27 protein-coding genes are annotated in these 26,054 nt (G+C 58.8%); 17 read left to right on the forward strand and 10 right to left on the reverse strand.

The window, feature by feature from the left end:
• Nucleotides 1-28 precede the first annotated feature (28 nt).
• Both V1587_RS13035 and V1587_RS13040 read left to right on the forward strand, forming a co-directional pair.
• A complete protein-coding gene (locus V1587_RS13035) occupies nucleotides 29-433 on the forward strand; it encodes a VOC family protein (protein ID WP_028015889.1) in 405 nt (134 codons plus the stop codon).
• An 18-nt stretch (nucleotides 434-451) separates the two neighbouring features.
• Complete coding sequence (locus tag V1587_RS13040; protein WP_371897495.1) at nucleotides 452-964, forward strand: N-acetyltransferase family protein; 513 nt, start codon at nucleotides 452-454, stop codon at nucleotides 962-964.
• Here the strand turns inward: V1587_RS13040 and V1587_RS13045 are convergent.
• Entirely contained in the window at nucleotides 945-1,733 is a 789-nt protein-coding gene (locus V1587_RS13045) for a hypothetical protein (protein ID WP_395314357.1), read from the reverse strand. The two genes, V1587_RS13040 and V1587_RS13045, sit on opposite strands and share 20 nt — an antisense overlap.
• 1 nt (nucleotide 1,734) lies before the next feature.
• A complete protein-coding gene (locus V1587_RS13050) occupies nucleotides 1,735-1,932 on the reverse strand; it encodes a hypothetical protein (RefSeq protein WP_008502331.1) in 198 nt (65 codons plus the stop codon).
• Nucleotides 1,933-2,189: 257 nt separating this feature from the next.
• Here V1587_RS13050 and V1587_RS13055 point away from each other — a divergent pair, with 257 nt between their 5' ends.
• From V1587_RS13055 to V1587_RS13090, 8 genes are read left to right on the forward strand one after another with little or no spacing between them, the layout of a single operon-like run.
• Nucleotides 2,190-2,624, forward strand: coding sequence for a nuclear transport factor 2 family protein (locus V1587_RS13055; protein ID WP_371897493.1), 435 nt, complete (start codon nucleotides 2,190-2,192; stop codon nucleotides 2,622-2,624).
• On the forward strand, nucleotides 2,621-3,340 hold the full coding sequence (locus tag V1587_RS13060) for an SDR family NAD(P)-dependent oxidoreductase (RefSeq protein ID WP_371897492.1): 720 nt from the start codon (nucleotides 2,621-2,623) through the stop codon (nucleotides 3,338-3,340). The genes V1587_RS13055 and V1587_RS13060 overlap by 4 nt, the downstream gene beginning before the upstream one ends.
• Entirely contained in the window at nucleotides 3,337-4,596 is a 1,260-nt protein-coding gene (locus V1587_RS13065) for an NAD(P)/FAD-dependent oxidoreductase (protein WP_371897491.1), read from the forward strand. Before V1587_RS13060 ends, V1587_RS13065 begins: the two co-directional genes overlap by 4 nt.
• Nucleotide 4,597: 1 nt before the next feature.
• Complete coding sequence (locus V1587_RS13070) at nucleotides 4,598-5,320, forward strand: DUF1365 domain-containing protein (protein ID WP_371897490.1); 723 nt, start codon at nucleotides 4,598-4,600, stop codon at nucleotides 5,318-5,320.
• The gene (locus V1587_RS13075; protein WP_371897489.1) at nucleotides 5,317-6,537 is read left to right on the forward strand and encodes a class I SAM-dependent methyltransferase; all 1,221 of its coding nucleotides are present in this window, start codon (nucleotides 5,317-5,319) and stop codon (nucleotides 6,535-6,537) included. Before V1587_RS13070 ends, V1587_RS13075 begins: the two co-directional genes overlap by 4 nt.
• Nucleotides 6,534-7,019 carry a DUF2878 domain-containing protein gene (locus V1587_RS13080; RefSeq protein ID WP_069719274.1) on the forward strand — a complete coding sequence of 162 codons (486 nt, stop codon included), beginning with the start codon at nucleotides 6,534-6,536 and terminating at the stop codon, nucleotides 7,017-7,019. Before V1587_RS13075 ends, V1587_RS13080 begins: the two co-directional genes overlap by 4 nt.
• Nucleotides 7,016-7,537, forward strand: coding sequence for a chalcone isomerase family protein (locus tag V1587_RS13085; RefSeq protein WP_262777615.1), 522 nt, complete (start codon nucleotides 7,016-7,018; stop codon nucleotides 7,535-7,537). Before V1587_RS13080 ends, V1587_RS13085 begins: the two co-directional genes overlap by 4 nt.
• The gene (locus V1587_RS13090; RefSeq protein ID WP_371897488.1) at nucleotides 7,534-8,058 is read left to right on the forward strand and encodes a DUF3833 domain-containing protein; all 525 of its coding nucleotides are present in this window, start codon (nucleotides 7,534-7,536) and stop codon (nucleotides 8,056-8,058) included. The genes V1587_RS13085 and V1587_RS13090 overlap by 4 nt, the downstream gene beginning before the upstream one ends.
• 424 nt (nucleotides 8,059-8,482) lie before the next feature.
• Here the strand turns inward: V1587_RS13090 and V1587_RS13095 are convergent, their stop codons facing one another.
• Together V1587_RS13095 and V1587_RS13100 are read right to left on the reverse strand one after the other, a co-directional pair.
• Nucleotides 8,483-8,941, reverse strand: coding sequence for a DMT family transporter (locus tag V1587_RS13095; protein ID WP_371897487.1), 459 nt, complete (start codon nucleotides 8,939-8,941; stop codon nucleotides 8,483-8,485).
• A gap of 3 nt (nucleotides 8,942-8,944) precedes the next feature.
• On the reverse strand, nucleotides 8,945-9,379 hold the full coding sequence (locus tag V1587_RS13100; protein ID WP_127730743.1) for a DMT family transporter: 435 nt from the start codon (nucleotides 9,377-9,379) through the stop codon (nucleotides 8,945-8,947).
• A gap of 95 nt (nucleotides 9,380-9,474) precedes the next feature.
• Here V1587_RS13100 and V1587_RS13105 point away from each other — a divergent pair, with 95 nt between their 5' ends.
• Together V1587_RS13105 and V1587_RS13110 are read left to right on the forward strand one after the other, a co-directional pair.
• Complete coding sequence (locus V1587_RS13105) at nucleotides 9,475-10,416, forward strand: LysR substrate-binding domain-containing protein (RefSeq protein WP_371897486.1); 942 nt, start codon at nucleotides 9,475-9,477, stop codon at nucleotides 10,414-10,416.
• A gap of 69 nt (nucleotides 10,417-10,485) precedes the next feature.
• Nucleotides 10,486-11,427, forward strand: coding sequence for a LysR family transcriptional regulator (locus tag V1587_RS13110; protein WP_395314358.1), 942 nt, complete (start codon nucleotides 10,486-10,488; stop codon nucleotides 11,425-11,427).
• On the opposite strand, the gene V1587_RS13115 is transcribed toward V1587_RS13110, so the two are convergent.
• The gene (locus V1587_RS13115) at nucleotides 11,424-12,482 is read right to left on the reverse strand and encodes an ABC transporter substrate-binding protein (RefSeq protein ID WP_371897484.1); all 1,059 of its coding nucleotides are present in this window, start codon (nucleotides 12,480-12,482) and stop codon (nucleotides 11,424-11,426) included. The two genes, V1587_RS13110 and V1587_RS13115, sit on opposite strands and share 4 nt — an antisense overlap.
• Before the next feature lie 221 nt (nucleotides 12,483-12,703).
• Here V1587_RS13115 and V1587_RS13120 point away from each other — a divergent pair, with 221 nt between their 5' ends.
• From V1587_RS13120 to V1587_RS13130, 3 genes are read left to right on the forward strand one after another with little or no spacing between them, the layout of a single operon-like run.
• On the forward strand, nucleotides 12,704-14,272 hold the full coding sequence (locus V1587_RS13120; RefSeq protein ID WP_395314359.1) for an ABC transporter permease: 1,569 nt from the start codon (nucleotides 12,704-12,706) through the stop codon (nucleotides 14,270-14,272).
• A complete protein-coding gene (locus V1587_RS13125) occupies nucleotides 14,269-15,012 on the forward strand; it encodes an ABC transporter ATP-binding protein (RefSeq protein WP_395314360.1) in 744 nt (247 codons plus the stop codon). Before V1587_RS13120 ends, V1587_RS13125 begins: the two co-directional genes overlap by 4 nt.
• Before the next feature lie 29 nt (nucleotides 15,013-15,041).
• Complete coding sequence (locus V1587_RS13130; RefSeq protein WP_371897481.1) at nucleotides 15,042-16,826, forward strand: aryl-sulfate sulfotransferase; 1,785 nt, start codon at nucleotides 15,042-15,044, stop codon at nucleotides 16,824-16,826.
• A gap of 47 nt (nucleotides 16,827-16,873) precedes the next feature.
• On the opposite strand, the gene V1587_RS13135 is transcribed toward V1587_RS13130, so the two are convergent.
• Nucleotides 16,874-17,905 carry a methionine synthase gene (locus V1587_RS13135; protein ID WP_325818413.1) on the reverse strand — a complete coding sequence of 344 codons (1,032 nt, stop codon included), beginning with the start codon at nucleotides 17,903-17,905 and terminating at the stop codon, nucleotides 16,874-16,876.
• 23 nt (nucleotides 17,906-17,928) lie between these two features.
• Entirely contained in the window at nucleotides 17,929-18,903 is a 975-nt protein-coding gene (locus V1587_RS13140) for a DUF1852 domain-containing protein (protein WP_395314361.1), read from the reverse strand.
• Nucleotides 18,904-19,180: 277 nt separating this feature from the next.
• Here V1587_RS13140 and V1587_RS13145 point away from each other — a divergent pair, with 277 nt between their 5' ends.
• Nucleotides 19,181-19,720 carry a DUF2058 domain-containing protein gene (locus V1587_RS13145; RefSeq protein WP_021242569.1) on the forward strand — a complete coding sequence of 180 codons (540 nt, stop codon included), beginning with the start codon at nucleotides 19,181-19,183 and terminating at the stop codon, nucleotides 19,718-19,720.
• A gap of 7 nt (nucleotides 19,721-19,727) precedes the next feature.
• Here the strand turns inward: V1587_RS13145 and V1587_RS13150 are convergent, their stop codons facing one another.
• Both V1587_RS13150 and azoR read right to left on the reverse strand, forming a co-directional pair.
• Nucleotides 19,728-20,414 (reverse strand): RluA family pseudouridine synthase, encoded by a 687-nt coding sequence (locus V1587_RS13150; RefSeq protein ID WP_371897479.1) that lies wholly within the window; start codon nucleotides 20,412-20,414, stop codon nucleotides 19,728-19,730.
• A gap of 90 nt (nucleotides 20,415-20,504) precedes the next feature.
• A complete protein-coding gene (gene azoR, locus V1587_RS13155) occupies nucleotides 20,505-21,110 on the reverse strand; it encodes an FMN-dependent NADH-azoreductase (RefSeq protein ID WP_008502313.1) in 606 nt (201 codons plus the stop codon).
• Between the two features lie 205 nt (nucleotides 21,111-21,315).
• On the opposite strand from azoR, the gene hrpA reads away from it, so the two are divergent.
• A complete protein-coding gene (gene hrpA / locus V1587_RS13160; protein WP_371897478.1) occupies nucleotides 21,316-25,218 on the forward strand; it encodes an ATP-dependent RNA helicase HrpA in 3,903 nt (1,300 codons plus the stop codon).
• Nucleotides 25,219-25,299: 81 nt separating this feature from the next.
• Here the strand turns inward: hrpA and V1587_RS13165 are convergent, their stop codons facing one another.
• Nucleotides 25,300-25,959, reverse strand: coding sequence for an O-methyltransferase (locus tag V1587_RS13165; RefSeq protein ID WP_371897477.1), 660 nt, complete (start codon nucleotides 25,957-25,959; stop codon nucleotides 25,300-25,302).
• Nucleotides 25,960-26,054 lie beyond the last annotated feature (95 nt).

A 26,054-nucleotide genomic window follows, 5' to 3' on the forward strand; every position in this document is an offset into this window, starting at 1 on the left:
ATAACCATTTAGAGTAAAGGTAACGGAAATGAGAACACAGAAACGATGCCTCGGCTGCGTGGCTATTGTGGTTGATGACTATGATCGCGCCATTGAATACTACACCGACAAGCTGGGGTTTACCCTTGTAGAGGATACGCCCCAACCGGGGAAACGCTGGGTAGTCGTCTCACCCAACCCGGAAAGCGACTGCAATATTTTGCTGGCTCGTGCGTCTAACGAAAGGCAGGAAGGTTTTATCGGTAATCAATGCGGTGGCCGAGTTTTCCTGTTCCTTCAGACGGATGATTTTTGGCGCGATTACCATGCCATGAAAGCAAAAGGCGTTCATTTTTGTGAAGAACCTCGTGAGGAAGAGTACGGTATGGTGGTGGTGTTTGAAGATATTTACGGCAACCGCTGGGACCTCTATCAACATGCCCAACGCGGGTGATGACCAGGGATACCTTCCATGACTCATCGAATTCGACAGGCCAGCGGGGCCGATTCTGCGCTCGTATGCGAACTTGGATACCGCATATACCCCGCCCATTTTCAGCATCTGTGGGTATCCGACGCCGAGATGAAGGCCTTTCTGGACGGCGAGTACGCCGTTTCTGTACTTGAACAGAGCCTGAAAGATAACGCTGTTTATTGGTATGTTGCAGAGACCGATCGGCCAGTGGGATTTATGAAAGTGACCTGGGACGCCATGCTTCCAGAAACGGACAAGAGGGGCGTTCTCCTCAACAAGCTCTACCTCGATCCTGCCGAGACCGGCAAGAACTATGGTCAGGACATGTTCAATAAAATTATCGACATGGCCCGGAGCAGGGGAAAGGACTATCTCTGGCTGGAAGTGCTTGAGCAGAACGCAGGAGCGTACCGGTTCTACCAGAAGCAGGGCATGCTCTGCATTAAGAACGTCCTTTTTGAAACAGCCTCACAGCAGAGCGTACTCAGAATTATGGGGATGTCTCTTTAGGCCCCGTGCTCTCGTCCCGCTGTGCCAGCGACAGCGCGCTGGCGCTGGCGGGATCGAACAGCGAGATGCTCTCAATCTGATTGAGTAAAATCACCTTGCGGAATGACATGGCGCTGCGGGGTTCCGAGTCGAGCGTAATGTCATGCTCCGCATACCACCGGCTGTAATTATTCTCGATGCGCAGATTCATGGTTTTCGCGTCCCGGTACCCGCTCAACATCGGGATCAGCACGATATTGGCCGTTTTTTCATATTCCAGCGTCGCGGTGTGGATCATACCGACGTAAATTCGTCTCGAGCGAAGCGTGACCTGCGCCAGCTCGCCTTGCTCCATACATTGGTACAGCAGTTGTTCGATCCCGCTCGCCTGCGCTAGCCGTTTGTAGAGTTTTTTCCGGCTCTCGCCGTCCAGCCTGGCGCTGCCTGCCCAGTTAGACCGGTAGAGACAAAACAGGATGGCAAACGCCAGCATCACCACCACCGGCGCCTGAATGCCTAAAAAACTCCAGTTCATAAAGTCGATTTGCCAGTCGGTGTATTTCGGTGAGGCAAAGTGGAAAGCGTTGTTAGCGGCAGAAAGGGTGAGCAGCAGCAGCCAGAGCAACCCCGTCGCAATCACCCCCTGCAAAACGAAAATACAGCCGTAAAGCGCAACGAGAAAATAGACGTCCCAGCCGAAGGAACGCTTGATTTTAAAGCGGGTCGAAAGGTCGCGGCTGGTGTACCAGTACCCGCAGACCATCAGCACCATAAATATTGCCGTTCCCATATCAGGCCCTCTTCAGCGCGTTAACGTGACGCAGAAAGTCCTGCCGCACCTCGTTGCTCTTGTAGTTCACCGAGGCGTTCCCGTCCTGGTCGATGATGATGCGATCGCCATCTTCGACGGCTTCAATAATTTCCTGCTGGCTCATCACCTGCAATAAGGATTCCGGGCTGGAGAATAGGGAGAGAAAGAAACGTTTCATGTCAGGCATCCTTATGAATAAAAAGGATAAGCCTGGAAGATGACCGCTGAATTTGCCTTAAGGATAACCTGAAAGTGAAAGCCGGGTGGCGGCTACGCCTTACCCGGCCTAAAAAAACGTCAAATTATTGAGTTGTCAACTTGTTGATATTTATAAGTAATAAAAAATAATTTTGCACAAACTTGGACAAATAACGTTAATTGTGTAAGTTTTAAGTATGCGATTACGCCACGTTGTTTACAGCCAGGATGTGACCCATGAGCACTTTGCCCTCTGTCGTGAGTCGGTTTGTTGAGTACTACGCCGCACTGGATAGCCAGCCGCCGTCCGCGCTGGCGGGGCTTTATCATTCGAATGCCACGCTTATCGATCCGTTTGGCCAGCATGACGGGCTTTTCGCGCTTCAGCGCTATTTCACTCATCTGCTGGCCAACGTCGAGAACTGCCGCTTTTCTATCGATCCGCCGCTGTGCAGCGGGAACCGGTTTGTTGTCACCTGGGTGATGCACTGGTCGCATCCGCGCATTGCCGGAGGCGAACCGCTCGACCTGCCCGGATGTTCGGTGGTGGAGACGGAAAACGATCTCATCACGCGCCAGCGCGACTACTACGATGCGGGAGAGATGATCTACGAACATCTTCCTCTGCTGGGCTGGGCGGTTCGCGGCGTGAAGCGGAGGGTCAAATCATGAAGACGGTGTTGATTACCGGCGCAAGCTCGGGGATTGGCGCCGGGCTGGCGAAATCCTTTTCCGCTGACGGCTACCATGTGATTGCCTGCGGGCGCGATCCGGCGCGTCTGGAAGCGCTGCATCAGACCTGCCCCAATCTCACCGTGCGCCTGTTCGATATGACGGACAGGGACGCCTGTCGCCAGGCGCTGACGGGCAGCTACGCCGACCTGATTATTCTCTGCGCGGGTACCTGCGAATACCTCGACGGTGGCGTGGTGGATGCGGCGCTGGTGGAGCGGGTCATAAACACCAATTTCCTTGGGCCGGTGAACTGCCTTGAGGCGCTGCAGCCGCAGCTGGTTCGAGGCAACCGCGTGGTGCTGGTGAGCTCGATGGCCCACTGGCTGCCTTTTCCCCGCGCGGAGGCCTACGGCGCGTCCAAAGCGGCGCTGAGCTGGTTTGCCGACAGCCTGCGCCTGGACTGGGAGCCTAAAGGGATTGCCGTCACGCTTGTCTCTCCGGGCTTTGTCGATACGCCCCTGACGCAAAAAAACGATTTTGCCATGCCGGGCAGGGTGACCGTCGACGAGGCGGTCAAGGCGATCCGTATCGGACTGGCGGCAGGGAAAATGCACATCGCGTTTCCGTCCGGGTTTGGCTTCATTTTACGGCTGCTCTCCGGGCTGCCTGCGTTTCTTCAGCGCGCGCTGCTGCGCAGGATGGTGCGTTCATGAACATTGCGATTATCGGCAGCGGCATCGCCGGGCTGACCTGCGCCTGGCGCCTGGCCGGACACCATCAGGTGACCCTGTTTGAAGCGGGATCCACGCCGGGCGGCCATACCGCAACGGTTGACGTGACGACGCCACAGGGCACATACGCGATCGATACCGGATTTATCGTCTACAACGATCGCACCTATCCGCGCTTTATGGGCCTGCTCAGCGAGCTGGGCATCAGCGGGCAAAAAACGCAGATGAGCTTTTCGGTGCACGACCCCGCGACGGGGTTTGAGTACAACGGCCACACCCTGACGTCGCTGTTTGCCCAGCGTCGAAACCTGGTGAATCCGGCATTCTGGCGGCTGCTGGGCGAGATCGTTCGCTTTAACCGCCTGGCGAAAGCGGCGCTGGACGGGGAGGTGGATCCGAACGCCACGCTGCAGACGTTTCTGGACCAGCACGGCTTCACGCCGTTTTTTGCGCGCCACTACATTCTGCCGATGGGGGCCGCCATCTGGTCCTCATCGCTGCAGGAGATGACGCGCTTCCCGCTGCCGCTTTTTTTACGCTTCTTTCATCATCATGGCCTGCTGGATATCACCCAGCGCCCGCAGTGGTACGTGGTGCCGGGCGGCTCGCGGGAGTATATCCGCGCCATGCTGGATAAGCTGGGAGACCGTCTGACGCTGCATCTCAATTCGCCGGTGCAGCGGGTGAGCCGCCACGAGCGCGGGGTCACCCTCCAGCTCGAAAACGGCAGCCATACTTTCGATCGGGTGATATTTGCCTGCCACTCCGCTCAGGCGTTGGCCATGCTTAACGACCCGACCACCGCAGAACGCGAGGTGCTGGGCGATATTGGCTGGCAGCGCAACGAGGTTGTGCTGCACAGCGACCCGCGCTGGCTGCCGGTGCGGCCTCGCGCGTGGGCGAGCTGGAACTACCGCCTGAGCGCTCAGGCGCAGTCCAGCGCCTGTGTTACCTACAACATGAACATTCTGCAGGGGCTGCCTGCAGGCAGTCCGCTTTTCTGCGTCACCCTGAACCCTGACGCGCCGGTAGATGAACGCTTCGTTCTGCAACGCTTCGTTTATGAACATCCGCTGTTTAACCCGCAAAGCTGGCGGGCGCAGGCGCGGCGCGGCGAGATCAACGGTCATAACCGGAGCTGGTACTGCGGGGCCTACTGGTACAACGGTTTTCATGAGGATGGCGTGCGCAGCGCGCTGGACGTGGTCAACGCGATAGCGGCCGGAGAGGGGAACTGAGATGAACAGCTGCCTCTACCACGGCGTATTACGCCACCGCCGCCTCCAGCCGAAAACCCACGAATTCAGCTACAGCGTCTTTATGGCCTGGCTGGATCTCGATGAACTGCCGCTGCTGCCGTCCGTCGGCGTGCGGCGCAATCGCTTTGCCGCCGCCTCGTTCCACGACGCGGACTATCCGCTCGGCACGCCGCTCAAAGAGAACGTGCTGAGCAGGCTGGAGAGCCTGACCGGAGAACGTCCGGCCGGCCGGGTCATGCTCCTGACGCAGCTGCGCTATTTCGGCTTTCATTTCAATCCGGTCAACTTTTACTACTGCTATGACGGGAGAGGAAGCCTGCGCTGGGTGCTGGCGGAGGTTCGCAACACGCCGTGGAATGAACGTCATTACTATGCCGTCAACGGACGGGAGGCACAGCCCACGGAAAAAGCGTTTCACGTTTCTCCCTTCAATCCAATGGACATGACTTACCACTGGCGCTTTAACGAGCCGGATAACACGCTGCATATGCACATTGAAAATCATCAGGAAGCGAAGGTGTTCGACGCCACGCTGGCGCTGCGCAGGGAGCCGTTGACGCGCCCCGCGCTGCGTTCGCTTTTGGTGCGCATCCCGCTCATGACCCTGAAAACCGTTTTTGCCATTTACTGGCAGGCGCTGCGCCTGTGGCTCAAGCGCGTGCCGCTGTATAACCATCCCGTCAGCAGGAGTGAACGCTCATGACCGATCCCGTCTTTGCGTTAGAACCCGATATCCCGCGCAACGTGCGCCTTGCGCGCTGGCTGCTTTTTCGTCTGTTAAGCGGTATCCGCGGCGGCTCGCTCACGCTGCGTGAAGGGGCGCAGACCTTTCATTTTGGTGAGTCAGCCTCCGCGCTGCATGCCGATGTACAGATCCTGACGCCCGGCGTCTACTGGCGCGTCTTAACGGGCGGGAGCCTTGCCGCGGCAGAAGCCTGGATGGACGGCGAATGGGAAACTACGCACCTTACGCCGCTACTGGAACTTCTGGCGCTCAACGGCGAGGTGCTTGGCCGTCTGGAAAACGGGTTCCGTCTGTTCGGCAGGCCGCTGGAGCGGCTACGCCACTGGACGCGACGAAACTCCCGCGCGCAGGCGCGTGAAAATATTGCCGCCCATTACGATCTGGGTAACACCTTCTATGCCCATTTTCTGGATAAGGAGCTGCTCTATTCCAGCGCCTTGTTTACGGAGGACGAGCAGGATCTCACGGCGGCCCAGCAGGCCAAAATGGCGCGTCTGTGCGAACAGCTGGCGCTGAAGCCGGGCGATCATCTGCTGGAAATCGGTACCGGCTGGGGCGCGATGGCGGAATATGCGGCCCGTCATTATGGCTGTCGGGTGACCACCACCACGCTGTCGCAGGAGCAATACGTCTGGGCGACCGAGCGGATCGCCCGCGCCGGACTGCAGGATCGGGTCGAGGTGCTGCTCTGCGACTATCGCGACCTCTCCGGGCAGTACGACAAGCTGGTCTCGATAGAGATGATTGAAGCCGTCGGGCAGCGCTATCTGCCCACGTTCTTCCGTACCTGCCAGGCGCGGCTGCGACCGGGAGGACGCATGGCGATTCAGGCCATCACTATTCAGGACCAGCGCTATCGCGACTACAGCAAAAGCGTCGATTTTATTCAGCGCTACATTTTCCCCGGCGGCTTCCTGCCGAGCATCACCGCGATGAACGATCTGATGACGCGCCACACCGATTTCGTGGTGCGCAATCTGTTCGACATGGGGCCGGACTACGCCCGCACGTTGGCGCACTGGCGGCAGCGCTTTGTCCATGCCTGGCAGGAGATTGAAAAGCTCGGCTTCGATGAGCGGTTCCGCCGCATGTGGCTGTACTACTTTGGCTACTGCGAAGCCGGGTTTAACGCCCGCACCATCAGCGTGGTGCAGCTGACCGCCGAGCGCGTATGAAACGATATCTTCAGGTCTTTCTGCTGGCCGTCGCGTTCGATCTTTACTGGGCGCTGGTGGTGCTCTTTCGCGAAAAGGGCCTGATTATCTGGCTCGCGCTGGCGATCCTGGCATGCCTGCTCTTGCCGTCTGTATACCGTTTTTACGCCATCGGGCTGGCCGCGGCGGGCAGTTTGCTCGATACGCTCTGGGCGCTGACGGGACTGATAGCCTTCACGGGCGACTCCCTGATGCCGCTATGGATGGTGGCATTGTGGCTGATGTTCGCCACCGTCTGGACGCAGCTGACGCGCACCACCACGTTGCCCGGCTGGCTGTTGACCCTGCTGGCCGCGGTGGGAGGCCCGGTGGCATACCTGATTGGCGAGCGGCTGGATGCCATCACGTTTCTGGAGCCGACCTTTATCGTCGTCAGCTGGATGGCGCCGGGCTGGCTGGTGTTGATGCTGTTTTTCCACCTGCTGATGGGGAGACAAAAATGAGAGCTGCGATTTTGCTGCTTTGGCTGATCGCCATGCCCGCGGCACAGGCCGCCGACTGGCTGGCGTGGCGTAAGGTGGGCGATGCCACGCTCACCTGGGGACCGTTCACCGTCTATACCTCCCAGCTGCGTACGCCGGACGGGCGTTACGGTCGGGAGAACCAGGATCAGGCGCTGATTATTACCTATGCGCGCGACATCGATCGCGATGAGCTGGTCGAGGCGACCCGCGACCAGTGGCAGGCGCAGGGGATCCTGGCGCAGGAACCGCAAAGCGAAGCCTGGCTGCGGATGCTCCGGACGCTGTGGCCGGATGTCCGACCGGGCTCGCAGCTGGCGTTTGTCCTTGATGACCAGCAGGGGCAGTTCTGGTACCGCGATCCGACCCTTCAGAAAACCTTTATTCCCCTGGGACCACGCCAGTCAGAAGCGTTCAGTACCCGTTTTCTGGCCATCTGGCTGGCTCCCCGTACGCAATATCCTGAGCTGCGTCAGCAGTTAATCGGAGGCCAAAAATGAAACGTATCCTGATGATGGCGCTGGCATTGACGATGCTGCTGGCGGGCTGTAGCACGGAGGTGGCCGAGTACCGCCAGCAGCAGCCGCGGCTTGATATCTTCCACTTCTTCCAGGGCAAAACCGAAGCGTGGGGGATGGTGCAGGATCGCAGCGGCAAGCAGATCCGACGTTTCCACGTTGAGATTGCTGGAGACGTTATCGGCGATACGCTGACGCTCAACGAACATTTCGTTTACGACGACGGTGAGAAGCAGCAGCGGGTCTGGCATATCCGGCGCGTGGGGAACGATCGCTATGAGGGCACGGCAGGGGATATCGAAGGGGTAGCGACGGGGCAGGCCGCCGGCAACGCGTTCAACTGGCATTACAGTATGAACGTGAAGGCCAACGGCAGCACCTGGCTACTGAACTTTGACGACTGGATGTACCTGCAGGATGAGAACCATCTGTTTAATAAAACCGAGATGAAGAAACTGGGCGTCACCGTCGCCACGGTGACGTTGTTTTTCACCAAGGGATAAGGGATCCCCACTCAATTTGTAACCAGAAGCGATTCGGATTTTTTAAATGACATGATTATTTTGCAGCGATGACCTGGTCCGGCTGTAAATCGCTGAGGCGTTTCCTGCAGGCCGGGGCGAGGCGCAGAGATGCGCCGAGAGGGCGGGCGTTACAGGGATGTTACCTCCGCCCGTCCCCGATAAGCCGGAAGGAATAAGCCGAAGGGACCGCGAAGCGGCGATTTACCGCCGGGAGCCCGGGTCGCCAGGGTGGTGGCGATTGAGCCACCCTGGCACGTTCACAGGTCATGTCGTTACAGAGTAGCAAGGAACATAAAGTGAACGGAATGACCACTACAACCGTATGTTCCCCCTCACCCTAACCCTCTCCCCAAAGGGGCGAGGGAACTGTTTCGTGTCTACGCTGTGTCCGCAAGGTGTGATGTTATGCCCCGGCAGAACGGGTTTTACTACCCGAGTAAATAAAGACAAGCGCAATCCCCAGGCAGACTACTGCCCCCAGACGGCTGGGCGAAAAGGGAATGGCCGCATTACCCAGCCAGCCAAAGTTATCAATCAACATGCTCATGGCGAGCTGGCCGAAGATCACCGCCACCGTGGCGACGGCGGTGCCGATGCGCTGTACGGCGAGTACCATAATCACAATATAAGGCACGCCAAACATCGCCCCGAGGAGCTGCCATTTCGGCACGTCCAGCAGCGTGACCGCCTGCTTAGGCTCAAAGAAGAAAATCAGCAGGGCGGTCACCAGCGCGCCGACGGAGAAGGTCAGAAACGCGCTTTTGAATACCCCCACGCTGCTGCCGAGCTGGCCGTTAATGGCGGCCTGAATGCTCAGCGTTGCGCCGCCGCAGACGGCCAGAAGAATCATAATCAGTGTCATACGTTACCCCTGTGCGACCAGAACAAGTGCTGCAATAATGAACCCCAGTGCAATAATGCGCTTCGCGTTTATCTTCCTGTGCGGTGAACCCAGCAGACCGTAGTGGTCAATGATCAGGCTTTTAAAGACCTGACCAGCCAGAATGCCAATCATGGTCATGGCGATGCCGATGGCGGGTGTCGCCACGGTCAGGATGACCACGTACACCGGACCGAGCACGCCGCCGAGCAGCTGCCAGCCGGGCTGTGCGAAAAACGACGGGCTGTTGCGCGGGCTGAAAAACAGCATCAGCAGAAACGTCAGCGCGGCGCCAACACCAAAAATACTGAACGTCGCCCATAAATCCCCGACCTTTCCCCCCAGCGGTCCCAGCAGGCCCGCCTCGACGGAGAGGCCCATCCCGCCAGCAATCACCAGTAAAATCAAAACAAACTGCATTCTTCTTCCTCCGTTTTCAGGCGAAGAAGATTACGTGGGTTGTTCAATGAGAAAAATGCCATAATGCAGTAAACACCTTTGCGAGAAATGCATTAATGGTTGACGCCAGCAACATCAACATCCGCGCGCTGCTGATCTTTATCGACGTGTATGAAGCGCAGAACTTCTCCGTCGTGGCGCGGCGGCAGGGGATATCGGCCTCGCAGATATCGCGCGTGATCCACCAGCTTGAGGATGCGCTCGGGCAGCAGCTTTTTTATCGCAATACGCGGGCCGTCATTCCCACGGAAAGCGGTCATCTGTTTATCCGCTACGCCCGGTCAATGGCGGAAAACCTGGAAGAGGCGCGACGGGAGCTGGACGCGCGTGCGGTGGAACCGTCCGGTGCGATCCGCATTAACGGACCGGTGTTTTTCGGCCAGAAGCACATCGCCCCCGGGCTTCCCGGCCTGTCGGAACGCTATCCCCGCCTGAACGTAGAGCTGACGCTGACCGATGATTTTATCGATCCCCACCGGGATGCGGCAGACCTTATATTCCGCATTGGCGTACTGACGGACTCCTCGTTTCGGGCGCGGGTGTTCGGGCAGCAGGTGTATTATCTGGCCGCGTCGCCAGATTACGTGCGTAAACACGGTGCACCTGAAGCGCCGGACGATCTGAACCGTCATCACTGTCTTGTCTATCGCGGATCGTCAGGGCCAAACCGCTGGCTCTTTCGCAGGAAGGGCGAGGCGTGGATACACTATCCCGTGACGCCATTGATGACCTCCAATAATGCGGAGGCGTTACTCGCTGCGGCGCTGGGCGGGATGGGGATTGTGCTGTTTCCGGACTGGCTGGTGAGCGAGCCGCTCCAGCGCGGTGAGCTGATTCCGCTCCTGCCCGCGCTGGAGTGTGCCATCAATACGGAACAGCAGGCTATTGCGGCGATCTATCCCGATGCCCGACATCCGCCCCTGAACGTCAGGGCGGTAATTGATTATTACGTCGAGCGTTTCGGCACGCCGCCGTACTGGCAAACCGGGCGCGACTGACCGCCGGGATTGCGTGACAGGTCCGGCATCCAGTAGTGTTAAGGGATATCAACTGAGGATGATTCGGCCATGCACCTTGATTTTCGCCAACTTCGCAACTTTGTCGCGCTGGTTGAATACGGCAGTTTTAACCGGGCGGCGGAGGCGGTTTGCCTCTCGCAGTCCGCATTTAGCCGAAGCATTCAGGCGCTGGAGCAGAGCGTAGGGCATCCTTTATTCGATCGCCAGAGCAAGCTTCCCACCCTCACGCTGCACGGACAAACGCTGCTTCCTTATGCCCGCCGCTTTCAGGCCCTGAACGTTGAGCTCAGCAGCCAGATGCGCGAGGCGGAGGAGGCGCTCACCGGCGAGGTGATGTTCGGCTGCGGCCCGGCACCGTCGGCGCGGCTGATCCCCGCCGCGGTGGGGGCATTCCACCGCAGCATGCCCCAGGCGAAGGTAAGGTTTCAGGTTGATAACTGGTTTGCCCTCCATCAGGCGCTGACCTCTCGCCACTATCCGTTCGTCGTCGCCGACAGCTGGCAGGCCGAACTCGATCCCCAGCTTCGCGTTCAGCCGCTGAGCCCGCAGCGCTGCTTCTTTATCTGCCACGTCGATCACCCGCTGGCGAACGAGGGGCCCGTTTCCGTCCAGACCATGCTCCGCTATCCGTTTGCTGCACCCTATTTGCCGCCCGGCGTGCGCAAAGTGCTGGCAACCCTGAGCGAGCAGCAGGATTTTTCGCCGGCAATCCAGTGTGACCACATTTATGCACTGCTTTCTACGCTGGCCCATACGCACGCCGTCAGCTTCGCCAGCGAGGACGGCTTTGCGCTGTGCCAGCAGAGCCACCGCCTGGTCAAGCTGGAGCTCAGCGATCTGCCGGAAGAGTGGCGTCTGATGCAGACCCGGTTTGGGATTATCTCTCCGGTTCATGCGACTCAGACGCCGCTGGTCGAGAAGATGATCGAGATTATTCTCCACGTTGACCGCCAGCACGCTCTTCAGATTCTGGAGCAGGAGGAGGTTTAGCGCGGCTGACCTTCGGCATCGTACTGCGGCCAGCGGGTTTCCAGCTTCAGCGTGGTGAGTGCCTGTTCGACGAATTTTCCCTCGGCCCACTGTCGGGCATCAAAGGCGCTGCGGATCAGGCGAGACGCCTGTGCCTGTTCAACACTCTGGCTGAAACTGTCCGTCAGGAACGGGTCGATGCGCGGTGAGGTGGTAAAGTTAAGGTCATCGGGGCGGAGTTCTTCCAGGAAGAGCGCCTGGGGGATCTGGCTTTGCTGCGCCATTTCAGCGGACCAGGCGTTGCGGCCGGACGGGTCGCTTATCTCAGCCGCATTTTTCACCAGAACGTCGACGATCTGTTGGGTAGCCTGCGGCCACGCGTCGATAAAGTGTTGCGTACCGAGCAGCGCAGCCTGCGTCGTATTCTGGCGGCCAGAGTCGCCGCTTCTGGCCACCACGTCTATTTTCTCGCCGCGTAAGGCAAGAAGCGATACGCCGCCCCAGACGGCATCCACGCGGCCAGCGGCCAGCGCCGCCTTACCGGCATTCCAGTCGAGATTAATCACCTGCAGGCTGCGCTCCGTAAGCCCCGCCGTGCGCAAGGCGCGGTCAAACGCCAGCTGATCCGCCGTGCCGCGATAGACCGCGACCCGTTTCCCTTTCAGGTCTGCCAGAGAGCGAATGCCCGAAGCTCGGGTCACCGCCAGATAGGATTCGGACCCGCGGCTGCCGAGCAGCAGGCGCGTCGGAAGACCGTTTGCCTTTCCGATAATAGCCGCAAGATCGCCAAGCCAGGCAAAATCAAGCTGCTGGTTAGCCAGCGCCTCATTCACCGCCGGTCCCGCGCCCTTGAAAAACTGCCATTCAACGCTAACGCCCTGGGGTTTAAACACGTCCTCCAGCTGATGGCGGATATACGCCATGCCGAGCGGGCCTCCGATAAAGGGTTTGCTGCCTGCGCTCTGGTCCGGTACGCCGATACGTATGGTGCGCAGCGGGTCGGCGCTGGCATTCGCCGTCAGCATCATTACGGCTGTCAGCGCCAGCAGGGTGCGGTTGATAAAAGCTTTCATCATAACGAGTAACTCCTGTTGTTTTTTTTCACCCTAGAGATCTCGTCGCCCGGCTGTTAAATGCTTTTAGTGGAAAAGAACAGGTGAAAAAAAGCTAAATCAGCGTCCGTGCACCCGGCAGGTTCACATGCATTTGTTGCATCGGGATTATTCGCGTAACGCAATGACGACGGGCGGTAAGAGGGGATTTGATAACGGCATGGCTCGTTAATCAGTGAACTGCTATGTCGCAAATGATTTTAAAAACTGCACCTTCCGGCAGGTCAGGGATCCGGCTTAACGGCTGGCCGTGGCTTATGCCCGCGCTCCTTCTGCTGCTGTGGTACGTCGCCGCGTATGCGCGGTGGATGCCCGAACAAATTCTGCCCGCCCCCGGCGCGGTGGCTGACACGGCGCTCTCGCTTCTGCGCGGCGATCTGCTGGGGCAGTGGGCCTTCAGCCTGCAGCATCTGGCGCTCGGCCTGCTGCTGGGGGCGATCATCGGTACCGTGCTGGGCGCGCTGTTTGGTCTGATGCCCGGGGCGGCCCGCCGCGTGGAGCCGCTCTTTTATGCGCTGGCGCAGATCCCGACGCTGGGCTGGATCCCTCTGTTTATGGTGCTCTTCGGGATTGATAACGGCCTGAAGCTGGCGGTTATCATCAAAAGCACGATTGTGCCACTGACCCTCAACACGCAGCAGGCGGTAGCGAGCGTGCCAGAGGCGCTGAGCGAGGCGGGAAAAGTCATGCACTTTTCCCGCTGGCAGCGCCTGCGCTGGCTGGTGATCCCGGCAAGCCTGCCGGGCTGGTTTACCGGCCTCAGGCTGGCGCTTTCGCAGGCATGGGTATCGCTGATTGTGGTTGAACTGCTGGCTTCCTCGGAGGGCATTGGCTACCTGATGGTCTGGGGACGTCAGCTGTTCCAGCTGGATATTGTCTTTGTGACCATTATCGTCGTCGGCATTAGCGGCATGGTAATGGATTGGGCGGCCAGCCGTGTCGGTTCGCGACTGGTGTTCTGGCCCCAGGCTGCCGTCGGGCGGCTGGCCTGGAAGCCGCAGGCCAGCTGGCAGGCGCTTCAACTGCCTGCCGCGCTGCTGGTGCTCTGGCAGGCCGCCAGCCAGTGGGGCTGGATTGATGCCTCGCTGTTTTCATCCCCGCAGGCGGTTGTCGCGCGCTTTGTGCAGGGCGCGACGAGCGGTGAGCTGGCATCAGCCATGCTGGCGAGCCTGGAGCGCACCCTCGTTGGCGGTGCCGTGGGGATAGCCGCGGGATTTTTATGCGGCCTGCTGCTGGCCCTGCGCCCGCGCGCCGGCGAGATCGTCACCCCGACGCTAAACGTCCTGCGCCATATTGCCCTGTTCGCCTGGCTGCCGCTTCTGACCGCGTGGGTCGGTAATGATAACGGCGGAAAGATGGTGTTTATCGCTCTGGCTTCATTTTTCCCGATGTTCTTCAACACCCTGCAGGCCGTTCTGCAGCGCAATCCGCATCTGGACGAGGTGGCCCGGGTGCTGCGCTTAAGCGGGCTGACGCGACTGCGCACGTTGATCCTTCCCGGCGCAGCGCCCGGTATCTTTGCCGGTCTACGGCTGGCGCTGATTTACGCCTGGCTTGGCAATATTGGTGCGGAATATTTCATGTCCTCCGGGACCGGAATTGGCAGCCTGATGATCAATGCCCAGCAGCTGCTGGACATGCCCACCATCCTCTGCGGCATGGTGCTCGTCGGTATTACCGGCGCAGCGCTGGATAAAGCCGGACGTTTACTGGAAATCCGCGTCACCCGCTGGCGCATACAGGAGCCATCATGAGCAACATACCTTTGGTCTCGTTTCAGCAGGTGCGCAAATCCTGGCAGCAGGTAACCGCCGTGCAGAACTTTAGTCTTGATATCGCCGCCGGCGAGCTGGTAGCGCTGGTGGGAAGCAGCGGCTGCGGAAAGTCGACTCTGCTGCGGATGCTGGTTGGCCTTGAACCCACGACTCAAGGTGAAATCCGCGTTAACGGCGAGCGGGTGTGCGGCGTGGGCAAGACGCGCGGCATGGTCTTTCAGGAGCCTCGCCTGTTCCCATGGCTGCGCGTCATTGACAACGTCATGCTGGGCCTGGCGGATGAAAAACTCAGCCGGGCAGCCAGGCGCCAGCGCGCAGAGGAGATGCTGGCGCGCGTGCAGCTTGCCGAATTTGCCAACGCACTCCCCGCGCAGCTCTCCGGCGGCATGGCCCAGCGCGTGGCCATTGCGCGAGGCCTGGTGGCGCGCCCGCAGATACTGATGCTGGACGAGCCTTTTGGCGCGCTGGATGCGCTGACTCGCCACACCCTGCAACAGGAGCTGCTGCACCTCCACCAGAGTGAAGGCACCACCACGCTGCTGGTCACTCACGACGTTGAGGAGGCGGTAGCGCTGGCGGACAGGATCGTGGTGCTTTCCCCGCGTCCCGGACGCATACGCGACGTGATTAGCCTGGCGCTGCCTCATCCTCGCCAGCGTGACGATGTCGCCTTCACGGCTGCCTGTCGCCAGATACGAAACCTGATTACCTCATCCTGACTATTCAATTTCAATTAAGGAGTAATAACATGGGACATCCTTCCGTCTTCCCCACCGGCGCTACGCTTTACGATCCGGCGCGTGCCTGGAGCGGCTATACGCTTTTTCAGGCCACTGAACACGGTGCCGTACTGGTGGACATGAACGGCACGGTAGTGCGGGAATGGCCGGAGCTGCACGGTTTTCCGAACAAGATCTTGCCCGGTGGGGCTATCCTCGGGCACAGCGGCGAACGCGACCCGCGCTACGGAATGCAGGACATGCTTGACCTGATTCAGGTGGACTGGGAGGGGAATGTCACCTGGAAATTTGACCGCTACGAAAAGATCGCCGATCCGGGCCATGAGCCGCGCTGGATGGCGAGGGCGCATCATGACTATCAGCGCGCGGGCAATCCGGTTGGCTATTATGCGCCGGGGCTGGAGCCGCAGGTCGACGGGGGGAATACGCTGATCCTCGCCCATACCAATCTGGTCAACGAGGCAATTTCAGACAAGGTCCTGCTGGATGACGCCATCATCGAAGTCGACTGGGAGGGGAACGTGGTGTGGGAGTGGCGCTGTAGCGACCATTTTCACGAGCTGGGCTTCGACGACGCGGCGAAAACCGCGCTTTACAATAACCCGAACATGCGCGCCAGCGGCGGCGGAATGGGCGACTGGATGCATATCAACTCGATGTCGGCGCTCGGGCCGAACAGATGGTATGACGCAGGAGATGAACGCTTCCATCCCGACAACATTATCTGGGATGCGCGCGAATCCAACATCATCGCCATTATCGATAAGCGTAGCGGACGCATCGTCTGGCAGCTTGGTCCCGATTACAGCAAGCCGGAGCTTAAACACATCGGCTGGATTATCGGCCAGCATCACGCCCATATGATCCCCCACGGGCTGCCCGGGGCGGGTAATATCCTGATCTTTGACAACGGCGGCTGGGCCGGATACGGCGCGCCAAACCCGGCCTCGGCGGACGGCGTGAAAAACGCCTGGCGAGATTATTCGCGGATCCTGGAAATCAACCCGGTCACGCTGGACATCGAGTGGCGCTACTCGCCGTACGAGGCAAACTTGCCCCAACCGACCGATTCCTACCGATTCTACAGCCCTTACATCAGCAATATGCAGCGCCTGGAGAACGGCAATACCTTGATTAACGAAGGATCAAACGGACGGATCTTCGAGGTGACGCGCGATCATGAAATCGTCTGGGAGTATATCTCTCCCTGGTGGGGAAAAACGCTGAATAACAATATGGTGTACCGCGCCTACCGCATTCCCTACGCCTGGATCCCGCAGCTGAGCTCGCCACAGGAGACGCCGATTGAGCCGGTGGACGTGCGAACGCTGCGGCAGCCGGGTGCGGCGGCGGGCCCGGCGCAAAGCGTGGTTCGGGTTGCCGGGGTACAGCCCTACAGTAAAGGTGCCGATGCGCTGTGCGTCGCGACGGATAACGATACGCTTCACCGCAGTCCGAAACTGTTCCGCGTGGCGGAGAGCCGGTTCAGGCCGATTCAGAATGAAAGCGAGCTGGAACAGGAGGGGACGGTGCTGCTGTTTGTCGGCGCAGAACGCTGCGTACATTGCCGAAAACTCTGGCATATTCTGGCTCAGGAGGCGGTCATCCCGCTGACCGACCGGCTTGATACGCGCTATCTTGATGCCGACCTGAACCCGGCGCTGGCCGCCCGCCTCGGCGTGCGCGGCCTACCTGCGCTGCTGGCGCTCAGGGGAGGGAATGAGATATCGCGGGCACCAGCACATCTGACTTCAGAAAGCGTGCACGGCTGGTTGAGAAATCTTTCTGCATGACGGCTCTACGGGCGAGGCCGTTAACGCCTCACCCGGAAACCGGATGACTATTTCGCCAGGATTTCCTGTCTGACGATCTCCGCGCCCGCGCTTAAGGCTCTCAGCTTACCGTTAGCAACCTCACGTGAAAGCGGAGCCATACCGCAGTTCGTTGACGGATACAGCTTGTCGGCGTCGACAAACTGCAGCGCTTTACGCAGCGTATCGGCCACTTCCTCCGGCGTTTCAACCGTGTTGGTTGCCACGTCAATCGCGCCGACCATCACTTTCTTACCGCGGATCAGCTCCAGTAGATCCATCGGCACGCGTGAGTTGTGGCACTCCAGGGAGATGATGTCGATGTTAGACGTCTGCAGCTTAGGGAAGGCCTCTTCGTACTGGCGCCACTCGGATCCGAGCGTTTTCTTCCAGTCGGTGTTGGCCTTGATGCCGTAGCCGTAGCAAATGTGTACAGCGGTTTCGCACTTCAGCCCTTCAATGGCGCGCTCCAGCGCGGCGATGCCCCAGTCGTTAACCTCATCAAAAAAGACGTTAAACGCCGGTTCGTCGAACTGGATAATATCCACGCCTGCGGCCTCTAGCTCTCGCGCTTCCTGGTTGAGGATTTTGGCGAATTCCCAGGCCAGCTTTTCGCGGCTTTTATAGTGCGCGTCGTAAAGGGTGTCGATCATGGTCATTGGCCCCGGCAGAGCCCATTTGATCGGCTTGTCCGTGAGCTGGCGCAGGTATTTCGCATCGTCGACGAAGACCGGCTTCTGACGCGCGACGGCTGAAACCACGGTCGGCACGCTGGCGTCGTAGCGGTTACGAATGCGCACCGTCTGGCGATTTTCAAAATCCACGCCGCTCAGGTGTTCAATAAAGGTGGTGACGAAATGCTGGCGGGTCTGTTCCCCGTCGCTGACGATATCGATGCCCGCGCGGATCTGCTCATCCAGAGACAGGCGCAGCGCATCCTGCTTGCCCGCCAGCAGTTCCTGATCCTGCAATTTCCAGGGTGACCACAGCGTTTCAGGTTGCGCAAGCCAGGTCGGCTTTGGCAGGCTGCCAGCGGTAGAAGTCGGGAGCAATGTTTTCATAATAAAAGACCTTTTTTGATGTATTAAAGCGTGTAGTTATCAGACCACTGCTCAAGAATGTGTTGGTAAGGCTTAATAAAATACGCTTCGGTAAAGCGACCCTGTTCAATCGCCAGACGGCTACGCTCTTCCCGGTCATAAACAATTTTGGTTAAGGAGTGATCCTGCTGGTTTAGATCCGGTCGGTAGCACAGTCCCGCCGCCGAGTTGGCGTTATAAATTTCCGGGCGATAGATCTTCTGGAACGTCTCCATCGTGCTGATGGTGGCGATCAGTTCCAGATCGGTGTAATCACTCAGCAAATCTCCGGTAAAGAAGAACGCGAAAGGCGCCACGCTGTTTTCCGGCATGAAATAGCGAACCTGCAGGCCCATCTTCGCGAAGTACTGCTCCGTTAGCGATTCGCCATCCGGCTGATACTCAATGCCCAGTACGGGGTGCTGATTACCGGTGCGGCGGTAGGTGTCTTTGCTGGAGACGCTCAGGCAAATCACCGGACCCTTGCTGAAGTTCTCTTTGTATTCCGGCGAATTCACAAAGTGGCGGAAAATATTGCCGTGCAGTTCGCCAAACTTTTCCGGAATGCTGAAGTGCTGCTGATTCTTGTTTTGCTCCAGCAGCAGGACGCTGAAATCATAATCCCGCACGTAAGACGAGAAGTTATTCCCGACGATGCCGGGGATTCGCTGGTTGTTTTTCTTGTCGACAATAGTGGTTTGCAAAATCTCGATGGCCGGGAACGGCTTTTCCGCGCCAATATTCAGGTCGACAGAAATAATTTCAAGCTCAACCGCGTAGCGATCGGCGTTTGGGTTATCCCAGCGCGCCAGGGCGTTAAAGCGGTTATTGATCATCACCAGCGTATTGCGCAGGTTTTCCTGACGTTTTTCGCCGCGCGCCAGGTTGGCAAAGTTGGTCGTCGTGCGCGTATTTTCTGACGGGTTGTAATTCTCATCGAAGCAACTGCGCTTAAGGGTATATGTGAAAGCTTTGCTCATTGTGGTTATGCATCCTAAGTTCATGTTGCTAAGAAGTTACCAATGCATAATTTATGCCTGAGCCCGCGTCGCAGGGGAAGTGACTTAATTTCAATGCAACATGAGGGAAGTTCATGAAGTGTAACGCTCGAGGTGGCGCTGCCTTCTTGCCGGGTGGCGCTGCGCTTTCCCGGCCTACGATTCAGCGTCGTTAACCGGCTGCAGGGGAGAGGGATTTTTTATTTCCGTTTAATTCCCGCTATAATCCCCAAAATTTCCAACCGGTTTAGAAACAATCATGACAAAACTCACCTTACAAGAGCAGATGCTGAAAGCGGGCCTGGTCAGCAGCAAGAAAGCGGCGAAAGTGCAGCGTACTGCAAAGAAATCACGCGTTCAGGCGCGTGAGGCTCGGGAAGCGGTAGAAGAGAACAAAAAGGCGCAGATCGAGCGTGACAAGCTGCTGAGCGAACAGCAGAAGCAGGCCGTGCTGGCGAAAGAGTTTAAGGCGCAGGTGAAGCAGCTGATTGAGATGAACCGCATCACCGTTGCGAAAGGTAACATCACCTTTAACTTCACCGACGGTAATCTGATCAAAAAAATCGAGGTCGACAAACAAACCCAGGCTCAGCTTATCAATGGCCGCCTGGCGATTGCCCGTCTGGTGATTAACGCCAGCGGCGACTGCGAATATGCGATTATCCCGGCGGTAGTGGCCGACAAAATTGCCCAGCGCGATGCCGACAGCATCGTATTGAACAGCGCGCTCAGCCAGGAAGAGCAGGACGAAGACGATCCGTACGCAGACTTCAAAATCCCTGACGATTTGATGTGGTAAACCGCATTCAGAACGGGGCGGCGTGACGGGCGTTAGCCGGCTCGCCGCTCGCGGGATGAATAAAATTCAGCTCGCTGGCATGCAGCATCAGCCGGGGCGTTTCCTCAGTCCCCGGCGCGTCAAGACCGCCATACAGATCGCAGCCCAGAATTGGATGCCCCAGCTGCTGGCAGTGAATACGCAGCTGATGGGTTCGCCCGGTCTCCGGAGTCAGTTCCACCCGTGTTAACGGCAGTCCCGTCTCCTGATAAAACCGTTCCACTACCCGATAGCGGGAGCGGGCGGGTTTTCCGTTGATGGCGCAGATCGACATCAGCGGGAACAGCGCCGGGTCTTTGGCAATCGGCGCATCGATTACACCTTCGTCATTTTCCACATGTCCGCAAAGCAGGGCGCTGTAGACTTTCGCCACGCGGCGCTGGCTGAACTGCTGGCACAGCGCCGCGTTGGTGGCCTTATTTCGCGCAACCACCATCAGCCCGGACGTGCCGAAGTCAAGGCGGTGTACCAGCGTGCAGCCCGGGAACGTCTGGACCAGACGATAGTGGACTGAATCAAGGTTTTGCGGATTTTTGCCCGAGAGGCTCAGCAGGCCGGAAGGCTTATTGATCAGCAGCAGATGTTCATCCTGCCAGAGGATCTCAATGTCGTCGTGACACGGTGGGGCAATAAAAGAATCAATAATCGCAGACATCAGGCCGCCCGGCTGGAGAGTGGGAGCGGATGATAACGAAATGCGGGGGAAAAGAAAAACCCTCCCACCGGGCGGTGAGAGGGTGAAGTCTTACGCTGCAACCAGGCTGTCGATTGCGGCTTTCGCGTCGGTCTGCGCTTTAGTCGCCACTTCAGGACCGTAAGCGATACCTTCCGCGAACACGAAGTTCACGTCAGTGATGCCGATGAAGCCCAGGAACAGGCTCAGGTACGGCGCAACCAGGTCGGTTGGGGTGTCTTTATGGATGCCACCGCGGCTGGTCAGGACGATCGCACGTTTACCTTTCACCAGACCTTCCGGGCCGTTCTCGGTGTAACGGAAGGTTACGCCAGCGCGCGCTACCAGGTCGAAGTAGTTCTTCAGCTGGGTTGGGATGTTGAAGTTGTACATTGGGGCGTTGATGACGATAACGTCATGCGCCTGCAGCTCAGCAATCAGCTCGTCGGACAGGGCCAGCGCTTCCTGCTGACGTGGAGACAGCGGCGCATCGCTTGGGCGCAGCGCGCCAACCAGCTCGCCGTCCAGCACAGGAATTGGGTTTGCAGCCAGGTCACGCACGGTGATTTCGTCAGCAGAATGCTGTTCACGCCACTGTTCAACGAAGTAATCAGACAGCTGACCAGACTGAGAGTACCCTGCCAGAATGCTGGATTTCAAAACTAATACTTTGCTCATGGGTGATTCCTGTTGTTGCATTTGATTGAAGGGGGTTGCCCCGTTGCTTGTTGACACTCTATTCACAATCCTGCCAGAGAGATAGCGCAATATATCGAAGCCTATGTTCGAATTTTTTGAATAAGGCGCGAAAGACGTCAGTGTGGTACTCTATAGCAATCATTAAAAAGAGAATTTATCAGGGCGTGTACTGCCCTTTAACGCTATGACAGAACAACAAAAATTAACCTTCCCGATGCTCCTGCAACAGCTTGATTCCCTGACGCTGCGCGATAAACAGCGCTTCGCCCGCCGTCTGCACGGCGTCAAGAAGGTTAAAAATCCTGATGCACAACAGGCCATTTACCAGGAGATGGCGAAAGAGATTGAACAGGCGGCAGGGAAAGTTGTGCTGCGCGAAGCCGCACGTCCGGCGATTACCTACCCGGAAAACCTCCCCGTTAGCCAGAAAAAACAGGACATCCTTGAGGCCGTTCGCGACCACCAGGTGGTGATTGTCGCGGGGGAAACCGGCTCGGGGAAAACCACCCAGCTGCCGAAAATTTGCATGGAGCTTGGGCGCGGCCTGAAAGGGCTGATTGGCCACACCCAGCCGCGCCGTCTCGCGGCGCGCACCGTGGCGAACCGTATTGCCGAAGAGTTGCAAACGGAGCCGGGCGGCCGCATCGGCTACAAGGTGCGATTCAGCGACCACGTTAGCGATAACACCATGGTCAAGCTGATGACCGACGGTATTCTGCTGGCGGAAATCCAGCAGGATCGCCTGCTGATGCAGTACGACACCATCATCATTGACGAAGCGCACGAGCGCAGCCTGAACATCGACTTCCTGCTCGGCTACCTGAAAGAGCTGCTGCCGCGTCGCCCGGATCTGAAAGTGATCATCACCTCCGCGACCATCGATCCGGAGCGCTTCTCGAAGCACTTCAACAATGCGCCGATTATCGAGGTGTCAGGCCGCACGTATCCGGTGGAAGTGCGCTATCGCCCGATTGTGGAGGAAGCGGATGATACCGAGCGCGACCAGCTGCAGGCCATCTTCGATGCCGTAGACGAGCTGGGCAACGAGAGCGCGGGCGACATTCTGATCTTCATGAGCGGCGAGCGCGAAATCCGCGATACCGCCGATGCGCTCAGCAAGCGCGACCTGCGCCACACGGAGATCCTCCCGCTTTACGCGCGCCTGTCGAACAGCGAGCAGAACCGCGTATTCCAGCCGCACGGCGGACGCCGCATCGTCCTGGCGACCAACGTGGCGGAAACCTCGCTAACCGTGCCGGGCATTAAATATGTGATCGACCCGGGGACGGCGCGCATCAGCCGCTACAGCTACCGTACCAAGGTTCAGCGGCTGCCGATTGAGCCCGTTTCCCAGGCGTCTGCTAACCAGCGTAAGGGCCGCTGCGGCCGCGTGTCGGAAGGGATCTGTATTCGCCTCTATTCCGAAGACGATTTCCTGTCGCGCCCGGAATTTACCGACCCGGAAATTCTGCGCACCAACCTGGCGTCCGTTATCCTGCAGATGACCGCCCTGGGGCTGGGCGACATCGCGGCGTTTCCGTTCGTCGAGGCGCCGGACAAACGCAACATTCAGGACGGCGTACGTCTGCTGGAAGAGCTCGGGGCGATCACCACCGACGAGCAGGCGACGGTCTATAAGCTGACGCCGCTGGGTCGTCAGCTCAGCCAGCTGCCGGTCGACCCGCGTCTGGCCCGCATGGTGCTGGAAGCGCAAAAGCACGGCTGCGTGCGCGAGGCGATGATCATTACATCGGCGCTCTCCATTCAGGATCCGCGCGAGCGTCCGATGGACAAACAGCAGGCGTCGGACGAAAAGCACCGCCGATTCCACGATAAAGAGTCCGATTTCCTCGCCTTTGTGAACCTGTGGAACTACCTCGGCGAGCAGCAGAAGGCGCTCTCCTCGAATCAGTTCCGCCGCCAGTGCCGGGTGGATTTCCTCAACTATCTGCGCGTGCGCGAGTGGCAGGATATCTACACCCAGCTGCGTCAGGTGGTGAAAGAGCTGGGCATTCCGGTCAACAGCGAACCGGCGGAGTACCGCGAGATCCATATCGCGCTGCTGACCGGCCTGCTGTCCCACATTGGGATGAAGGACGCCGAGAAGCAGGAGTATACCGGCGCGCGCAACGCCCGTTTCTCCATCTTCCCCGGTTCCGGTCTGTTCAAAAAGCCGCCAAAGTGGACCATGGTCGCGGAGCTGGTGGAAACCAGCCGCCTGTGGGGACGCATTGCTGCACGTATCGATCCGGAATGGGTAGAGCCGGTGGCGCAGCATCTGCTTAAGCGCTCGTACAGCGAGCCTCACTGGGAGCGCGCGCAGGGCGCGGTGATGGCGACCGAAAAAGTGACCGTTTACGGCCTGCCGGTGGTCGCCGCGCGTAAGGTCAACTACAGCCAGATCGATCCGGCGCTCAGCCGCGAGCTGTTTATCCGCCACGCGCTGGTGGAGGGTGACTGGCAGACGCGGCACGCCTTCTTCCGTGAAAACCTGAAGCTGCGTGCTGAAGTGGAAGAGCTGGAGCATAAATCGCGCCGCCGCGACATTCTGGTGGACGATGAGGCGCTGTTCGAGTTTTACGACCAGCGCATCAGCCACGACGTCATCTCCGCCCGCCATTTTGACAGCTGGTGGAAGAAGGCCAGCAAAGAGACGCCGGACCTGCTCAACTTTGAAAAGAGCATGCTGATTAAAGAGGGCGCGGAGTCGGTCAGCAAGCTCGACTACCCGAACTTCTGGCATCAGGGCAACCTCAAGCTGCGTCTGACCTATCAGTTTGAACCGGGTGCCGACGCGGATGGCGTGACCGTTCACATTCCGCTGCCGCTGTTAAACCAGGTTGACGAGAGCGGGTTCGAGTGGCAAATCCCCGGCCTGCGCCGCGAGCTGGTGATTGCGCTGATCAAATCCCTGCCGAAACCGGTGCGCCGCAACTTCGTGCCTGCGCCAAACTACGCGGAAGCGTTTTTAGGCCGCGTCACGCCGCTGGAGCTGCCGCTGCTGGACGCGCTGGAGCGTGAGTTCCGCCGAATGACCGGCACCACCATCGACCGCGACGACTGGAACTGGGATCAGGTGCCCGATCACCTGAAAATCAGCTTCCGCGTGGTGGACGATAAAAACAAAAAGCTGCTGGAAGGACGTTCCCTGAGCGAGCTGAAAGAGGCGCTCAAAGGCAAAGTCCAGGAGACGCTCTCTGCGGTGGCCGACGACGGCATCGAGCAGAGCGGGCTGCACATCTGGAGCTTTGGTCAGCTTCCGGAAAGCTACGAGCAGAAGCGCGGCAACTACAAGGTGAAAGCCTGGCCTGCGCTGGTGGACGAGCGCGACAGCGTGGCGATCAAACTGTTTGATAACCCGCAGGAACAGCAGCAGATGATGTGGCGCGGGCTGCGTCGCCTGCTGCTGCTGAACATCCCGTCGCCGATCAAGTATCTGCACGAGAAGCTGCCTAACAAGGCCAAGCTGGGGCTCTACTTTAACCCGTACGGCAAGGTGCTGGATCTGATTGACGACTGCATCTCCTGCGGCGTGGACAAACTCATCCACGAGGCTGGCGGTCCGGTCTGGACGGAAGAGGGCTTTGCACAGCTTCACGAAAAGGTGCGCGCGGAGCTGAACGACACCGTGGTGGAGATTGCCAAACAGGTCGAGCAGATCCTCACCGCCGTGTTCAACATCAACAAGCGCCTGAAGGGGCGCGTGGATATGACCATGGCGCTGGGGCTGTCGGACGTGAAGGCGCAGATGGCGGGACTGGTTTACCGCGGCTTTGTTACCGGCAACGGCTTTAACCGTCTTGGCGATACGCTGCGCTATCTGCAGGCGATTGAAAAACGCCTGGAGAAAATGGCTATCGACCCGCACCGCGACCGCGCGCAGATGCTGAAAGTGGAGAGCGTGCAGCAGGCGTGGCAGCAGTGGCTGAACAAGCTGCCGCCGGCGCGCCGCGACGATGAAGACGTGCAGGCGATCCGCTGGATGATCGAGGAACTGCGCGTCAGCTTCTTTGCCCAGCAGCTCGGTACGCCGTATCCGATTTCGGATAAGCGTATCCTGCAGGCGATGGAGCAGATTTCCGGTTAAACCCTTGCCCGGTGGCGCTGCGCTTACCGGGCCTACGGTAGAACGGGTAGGCCGGGTAAGGCGTAGCCGCCACCCGGCTGGTTATCGTTCTACAATCGCCAGCGTAAACCCATCCCAACCCTTAATCCCCACCGTTTGCAGCGCGGTGGCGGTTAAGCGCGGGTTATCCGCCATCATCTCAATAAAACGCCGCACGCCCAGCACGCGCGCGTCGTCGCTTTCCCCGTTGATTACCTCGCCATCCCGGACCACGTTATCGCCGATAATTACCGTGCCGGGGCGGGAGTAGTGCAGCGCCCATTCCAGATAGCCGGGATTGTTTGGCTTATCGGCATCAATAAAGATCAGGTCGAACGGCGGAACCTCACCGAAATTCTCCAGCGAGCTCAGGGCCGGGCCTTCAATTAATTCAATACGTTCGTCTAGCCCCGCGAGGTGAATATTCTGGCGGGCAACCCCGGCATGCGTCGGATCTGCCTCAAGCGTAATCAGCTTTCCGTCCGGCGGCAGGGCGCGCGCCATCCAGATTGAGCTATAGGCGCCCAGCGTGCCGATCTCAAGAATGCGTCTTGCCTGCGTCATGCGCACGAACAGCGCCAGCAGCTGCCCCTGATTGGCTGCGACATCGTGTTCGGGCAGCCCGGCGCGCTTGTTGTTTTCCAGTACCTGACTCAGTACGTCATCTTCAGGAATAAGCGAAGAAATCATGTAATTATCTACTGCAGACCACTGTTGTTGCATAGATTGACTCCTTGTTGGGATTGCCGGGTGGCGGCTACGCCTTACCCGGCCTACAGGGCTGAGGAATAAACGCCGGGTGGCGCTTCGCTTACCCG

Origin of the sequence: Enterobacter sp. ECC-249 (assembly GCF_043965265.1) — a bacterium.
In the GTDB taxonomy this organism is placed as follows: Bacteria; Pseudomonadota; Gammaproteobacteria; order Enterobacterales; family Enterobacteriaceae; genus Enterobacter; species Enterobacter quasiroggenkampii.

Excerpts from the sequence above, each read along its gene's own strand:
- V1587_RS13035 (WP_028015889.1), top strand. The coding sequence starts at position 29 with ATGAGAACACAGAAACGATGCCTCGGCTGCGTGGCTATTGTGGTTGAT.
- V1587_RS13040 (WP_371897495.1), top strand. The coding sequence starts at position 452 with ATGACTCATCGAATTCGACAGGCCAGCGGGGCCGATTCTGCGCTCGTA.
- V1587_RS13045 (WP_395314357.1), bottom strand. The coding sequence starts at position 1,733 with ATGGGAACGGCAATATTTATGGTGCTGATGGTCTGCGGGTACTGGTAC.
- V1587_RS13050 (WP_008502331.1), bottom strand. The coding sequence starts at position 1,932 with ATGAAACGTTTCTTTCTCTCCCTATTCTCCAGCCCGGAATCCTTATTG.
- V1587_RS13055 (WP_371897493.1), top strand. The coding sequence starts at position 2,190 with ATGAGCACTTTGCCCTCTGTCGTGAGTCGGTTTGTTGAGTACTACGCC.
- V1587_RS13060 (WP_371897492.1), top strand. The coding sequence starts at position 2,621 with ATGAAGACGGTGTTGATTACCGGCGCAAGCTCGGGGATTGGCGCCGGG.
- V1587_RS13065 (WP_371897491.1), top strand. The coding sequence starts at position 3,337 with ATGAACATTGCGATTATCGGCAGCGGCATCGCCGGGCTGACCTGCGCC.
- V1587_RS13070 (WP_371897490.1), top strand. The coding sequence starts at position 4,598 with ATGAACAGCTGCCTCTACCACGGCGTATTACGCCACCGCCGCCTCCAG.
- V1587_RS13075 (WP_371897489.1), top strand. The coding sequence starts at position 5,317 with ATGACCGATCCCGTCTTTGCGTTAGAACCCGATATCCCGCGCAACGTG.
- V1587_RS13080 (WP_069719274.1), top strand. The coding sequence starts at position 6,534 with ATGAAACGATATCTTCAGGTCTTTCTGCTGGCCGTCGCGTTCGATCTT.
- V1587_RS13085 (WP_262777615.1), top strand. The coding sequence starts at position 7,016 with ATGAGAGCTGCGATTTTGCTGCTTTGGCTGATCGCCATGCCCGCGGCA.
- V1587_RS13090 (WP_371897488.1), top strand. The coding sequence starts at position 7,534 with ATGAAACGTATCCTGATGATGGCGCTGGCATTGACGATGCTGCTGGCG.
- V1587_RS13095 (WP_371897487.1), bottom strand. The coding sequence starts at position 8,941 with ATGACACTGATTATGATTCTTCTGGCCGTCTGCGGCGGCGCAACGCTG.
- V1587_RS13100 (WP_127730743.1), bottom strand. The coding sequence starts at position 9,379 with ATGCAGTTTGTTTTGATTTTACTGGTGATTGCTGGCGGGATGGGCCTC.
- V1587_RS13105 (WP_371897486.1), top strand. The coding sequence starts at position 9,475 with ATGGTTGACGCCAGCAACATCAACATCCGCGCGCTGCTGATCTTTATC.
- V1587_RS13110 (WP_395314358.1), top strand. The coding sequence starts at position 10,486 with ATGCACCTTGATTTTCGCCAACTTCGCAACTTTGTCGCGCTGGTTGAA.
- V1587_RS13115 (WP_371897484.1), bottom strand. The coding sequence starts at position 12,482 with ATGATGAAAGCTTTTATCAACCGCACCCTGCTGGCGCTGACAGCCGTA.
- V1587_RS13120 (WP_395314359.1), top strand. The coding sequence starts at position 12,704 with ATGTCGCAAATGATTTTAAAAACTGCACCTTCCGGCAGGTCAGGGATC.
- V1587_RS13125 (WP_395314360.1), top strand. The coding sequence starts at position 14,269 with ATGAGCAACATACCTTTGGTCTCGTTTCAGCAGGTGCGCAAATCCTGG.
- V1587_RS13130 (WP_371897481.1), top strand. The coding sequence starts at position 15,042 with ATGGGACATCCTTCCGTCTTCCCCACCGGCGCTACGCTTTACGATCCG.
- V1587_RS13135 (WP_325818413.1), bottom strand. The coding sequence starts at position 17,905 with ATGAAAACATTGCTCCCGACTTCTACCGCTGGCAGCCTGCCAAAGCCG.
- V1587_RS13140 (WP_395314361.1), bottom strand. The coding sequence starts at position 18,903 with ATGAGCAAAGCTTTCACATATACCCTTAAGCGCAGTTGCTTCGATGAG.
- V1587_RS13145 (WP_021242569.1), top strand. The coding sequence starts at position 19,181 with ATGACAAAACTCACCTTACAAGAGCAGATGCTGAAAGCGGGCCTGGTC.
- V1587_RS13150 (WP_371897479.1), bottom strand. The coding sequence starts at position 20,414 with ATGTCTGCGATTATTGATTCTTTTATTGCCCCACCGTGTCACGACGAC.
- azoR (WP_008502313.1), bottom strand. The coding sequence starts at position 21,110 with ATGAGCAAAGTATTAGTTTTGAAATCCAGCATTCTGGCAGGGTACTCT.
- hrpA (WP_371897478.1), top strand. The coding sequence starts at position 21,316 with ATGACAGAACAACAAAAATTAACCTTCCCGATGCTCCTGCAACAGCTT.
- V1587_RS13165 (WP_371897477.1), bottom strand. The coding sequence starts at position 25,959 with ATGCAACAACAGTGGTCTGCAGTAGATAATTACATGATTTCTTCGCTT.